The sequence below is a fragment of the Zoogloea sp. genome, from assembly GCF_017302315.1.
GTDB lineage: Bacteria > Pseudomonadota > Gammaproteobacteria > Burkholderiales > Rhodocyclaceae > Zoogloea.
Map to the genome: position 1 here is coordinate 1 of NZ_JAFLDT010000154.1, position 3,665 is coordinate 3,665.

The window sequence follows — 3,665 nt, forward strand, 5'->3', positions numbered from 1 at the left end:
GGTGAATCAGGATGCTGGCCGACTCGATGACGGAGAACTCGGAATCGATCGGGTAAATGCCCGCCAGCACCGAGAACTGGTCGTTGAAGAAATTCTGCTGGATCCACGCCTGGAACAGGCGGGCGGTCGGCGCCGCAACCTCGATGTTGCTGACCCCCATCAGGCTGCCGGTGTAGTTGCCATTGACCCGGCTGCCGCCGCTGTAGAGGACGTTCACGTAGGCAGTCGCGCCGGTCCAGCCGGCCAGTTTTTCGAGATCGGCGGTGGCGCGCAGGTCGATGTTGGTCATGGCGCCGCCGCCGTTGCGCTGGCCGCCGCGATTGCGCAGCGCGTCGACGGTCACCGTCCTGGCCTGGCACAGCAGCAGCTGGGCCGACCTGCCCTGCTTCACGCCCGGCCCGCCTGCGCAGACCTATCCCGTGCAAGCGTCCACCCACCCGTGGGACGACGCCATCGGCACCGGCAAGCGCGTCCACGCTTACCGGTTCACCGTGCCTCAGGCCAAGAAGCTGTGCAGCATCGGCTACGAGGCGCCGTCGCCCGCGCCGACCACCTACAAGTTCCAGCTCTTCAACTGCAACTCGGGCGTGCCCGTTCCGATCCCGGGCGCGTCGACCACGGTGCCCGGCGCCTTCTTCTCGCCCGGCCTGCAGTACCACATCCTGCCCGGCAGTTGGGTGCTGTTGCCCGGCAACTGCTACGAGATCCACCGCAAGGTGATCGGGCCGTCCACGGCCGCACAGCGCATGGGACGCCGCCTGGACAACGAGACCACCTATCCCATCACGGCCGTGCCGTCCATCACCATCCTGGGCACCGACTTCTTCAACACGCCGTCAGGCCCGCACATCATCGACGCCGCCCTGCCCCTGATCGAGTTCGGCACCCGCTGAGCTGGTCGGCGCAGCGACGGCGCAATCTGTCGGTGCCGTCGCTGCGCGTGAGGTCCACGCCGTACAGGCCCGAGCGCCTGAAGCGAAGTTCGAACGCCCGTGCGTTGTGGGTGCGGCTGCGCCTCGTGCCGGGCTGCGGGTCTTCGGGGTGGTCGGCCAGGGCTGGCGGTTGCGCCTCGCGCATGGCATGGGCGAGCTGGGATGCAGGAAAGCGACGGCGCGCCTGCGGCGCAGACCCTCGAATCCCTTGCACCAGCTGGCCCGCCCTGCCCCCAACAGGCCCCTGTTGCAGCGCGTCAGACATGGACATGTCCGCCAGGACCCCACCGAGGCCTTGCAGCGCCCGGACAGGCGCGACCTGCAGGGTCAGGCCGAGGTCTTGGCGTAGACGCGGAGGTTGCGCAGCTTGCCCTGTGGCGTGAAGCCGGCATGGCGGTGCAGCCCCTCCAGCGAGAACCCGGCACGCTCCGCCAGTTGCCAGCTTTTCCGATTCTCATCATCGACCGTGAGCTCCAGGCGATGTGCTCGCAGCACGGTCATGGCGTGATCTGCCAGCGTTCGAACTGCTTCCGTGATCAGGCCTTGCCCGCCGCACCCGGATCGGCACCAGTAGTCGATCTCGAACTTTCTGAGTGTCCAGTCGGCCTTGTGCAGACCGCCGCCGCCCACCAGGCGCCCTGAGCCCCGCTCGAAGAAGAAGGCCATGAGGTCCTCACCCAACAGGTAGCAACCGTGCGCCTTCCTGCACTCCATGTCGCAGTAGGGCGACGCTGAACAAGTCGCCGCGGATGGGCGCGCCCTGATTCGGGATGGGCTGCCAGGCGCACACCACAGCCATAGCCGAGGCTATGGCGAGGATGTGCAACGCCGCAGACCGCCCGAAGCAGGGATGCGCACGCCGCGAGGGACTTGTTCAGCGTCGCCATAGGCCACGGACGGCGGCGGAAACGTCCAGGCCAACCATGGCGACAGTTCTTCTTGAGACTCGATGATCGCCGCGTAGAACTGCTCGCCATCGCCGGGAGCTGCCGGACGGATGAGCAGACGATCCGAGGTCAGGCGCTCGGGGAAGATGTCAGGCAGGTCCATCAGGTCAGGCGGCACCTTGGACGGGTCGGTGGGCGTTTGTCGACCGGAACAACAGCGTGATCACCGCAGGAATGATGAAGCCCTTCAGGTAGGAAAGCGGATGCCGCCCCTCCAGGAAAGGGAACGGAAGATCGAAGAAGTGCGCCCAGTAGTGCGTCGCGACCAATGCGCCGATGGCAGCCCACATGCCATACAAGGCAGGGCGTCTGTTCATGACGACAAGGACCAGGCTGACGACGATCAGGAGGCGAAGAACCGACTGCGTGTGGATGTACCAGGGGTGTCCGTTCGCGCCCTGGCCTCCGTAGAGGTCTGTGCTTGAGCCTAGGTACAGCTCGAAGAGCGTGTAGGTGTGGTACGACACAAGCAGGCCGGCCAGCGCGAAGATGACGGCTCTTTGCAGCAGCACGAGTCTGCCGCCTGGCCCCATGGCTGGTTTCGAGATGTCGATGCTGGGCACGCGTGCTCCTCATTCGAAGGGGATCCCCGCATTCTGGCCGTGGCGACGGCCAAAGCGCTGGTTTGCGACAGGCTGCATTCGGGGCGGATGAGCCGCGGACTCAGCGGCTGAGCGTCTTTCACTCATGCCCGCCTGCACAGGGTCAGGCACCACAGAACAGTGAGGACCCGAGCGCTGCAACGACAAGCACAAGCGTGAGGCCGACATAGACAGCCATGCCCTTGGCGACCGACTTGATGGCCACGGCTGGCGGCCGGGTCCGGAAGAGATAGATCGGCAGCACGACAGGCGCAAACACAGCTGACCAGAGCGCCCACCGGCCCATGCGCGGCGGAGACTGGCGCAGCATGTCGGCGCGACACCAGACGTAGATGCCTGCGACCAGGGCCACGCCGAGGACGTGGTCGAGGAACCCGTGTGCACGAGAGTCCCCATCAAGGCAGCCTGCCACCAGACCCGCGATGGCAAACGCCACTGCGAGCAACAGAAGGACTTGCCTGGTTCGCACACGAGCTCCCGTGGATTCGACTTGGCGAAGCCACATTCAACGCGAAGGAGACGGCGCCTTGCCGTTGGGTGTCCGAGTCGGCCAGCACTTCCGACAGCGGAAGCACGCGAATGGACGGGGGAAGCCGAGGGCTTTCATGAGGTCTCAACAGACAAGGTCTGTCTGCCGGGCCGGTCGGCCGGCAACGGGCCCCTCGGGCAGCCGAGGCAGATAAACCGTGTTGAACCGAACCATCGAGCCGTCCCTGGCCGCAGGGGCCTGTGTGGCGGCTCCATGGGGATGGGATCGCCCAGGGCCGCTGTTTGGGCCGATTGTGGTGGCTGCACCGCTGGCGTACAGCCCCCTTGGCATGGGGGTGTGCGCGGTCTCGCGCGGCGCTGCAGCTTGCTGCAGTGCGGCGCGGGCCTGGGCCAGCGGGGTCTTGTTGCCGCCGTTGGCCAGCAGGCCGACGGACAGCGCCAGTCCTCGGCGCGATCGACCAAGAACCTGAACCGGATCAAGGCGGCGCAGGGGTCGGCTGCCTATCGTCAGCCGCATGAGCCTGGTGAACCTGTGGAAGCCTCTGCGCCGCCTGGCCCGGTGCGGCCTGGTCGGCGTGGCGCTGCTGGCGATGGGCCCGGCCCAGGGCCAATCGTCATCGGATACCCGTGCGCTGTACCAGCAGCACTGCGCCACCTGCCACGGCGAGCAGCGCAGCGGCGGCATGGGCCCGGCC

6 protein-coding genes and 1 pseudogene are annotated in these 3,665 nt (G+C 66.8%); 2 read left to right on the forward strand and 5 right to left on the reverse strand.

The features are described 5' to 3' along the window. Window positions 1–391: carbohydrate porin (locus tag J0L98_RS21340; RefSeq protein WP_296414242.1), on the reverse strand; the 391-nt coding region annotated here is incomplete at its 3' end. A 28-nt stretch (window positions 392–419) separates the two neighbouring features. On the opposite strand from J0L98_RS21340, the gene J0L98_RS21345 reads away from it, so the two are divergent. Further along, on the forward strand, window positions 420–893 hold the full coding sequence (locus tag J0L98_RS21345) for a hypothetical protein (protein WP_296414244.1): 474 nt from the start codon (window positions 420–422) through the stop codon (window positions 891–893). A 366-nt stretch (window positions 894–1,259) separates the two neighbouring features. Here J0L98_RS21345 and J0L98_RS21350 read toward each other — a convergent pair whose 3' ends face one another. The 4 genes from J0L98_RS21350 to J0L98_RS21365 all read right to left on the reverse strand — a co-directional run bounded on the left by J0L98_RS21350 (window position 1,260) and on the right by J0L98_RS21365 (window position 2,950). Next, entirely contained in the window at window positions 1,260–1,598 is a 339-nt protein-coding gene (locus tag J0L98_RS21350) for a GNAT family N-acetyltransferase (RefSeq protein WP_296414246.1), read from the reverse strand. Between the two features lie 141 nt (window positions 1,599–1,739). After that, entirely contained in the window at window positions 1,740–1,982 is a 243-nt protein-coding gene (locus J0L98_RS21355; protein ID WP_296414247.1) for a hypothetical protein, read from the reverse strand. Window positions 1,983–1,986: 4 nt separating this feature from the next. Beyond that, entirely contained in the window at window positions 1,987–2,442 is a 456-nt protein-coding gene (locus J0L98_RS21360) for a hypothetical protein (RefSeq protein ID WP_296414248.1), read from the reverse strand. Window positions 2,443–2,584: 142 nt separating this feature from the next. Beyond that, window positions 2,585–2,950 carry a hypothetical protein gene (locus J0L98_RS21365; protein WP_296414250.1) on the reverse strand — a complete coding sequence of 122 codons (366 nt, stop codon included), beginning with the start codon at window positions 2,948–2,950 and terminating at the stop codon, window positions 2,585–2,587. Between the two features lie 535 nt (window positions 2,951–3,485). On the opposite strand from J0L98_RS21365, the pseudogene J0L98_RS21370 reads away from it, so the two are divergent. Beyond that, a pseudogene (locus J0L98_RS21370) lies at window positions 3,486–3,665 on the forward strand (hypothetical protein); the annotation flags it as partial.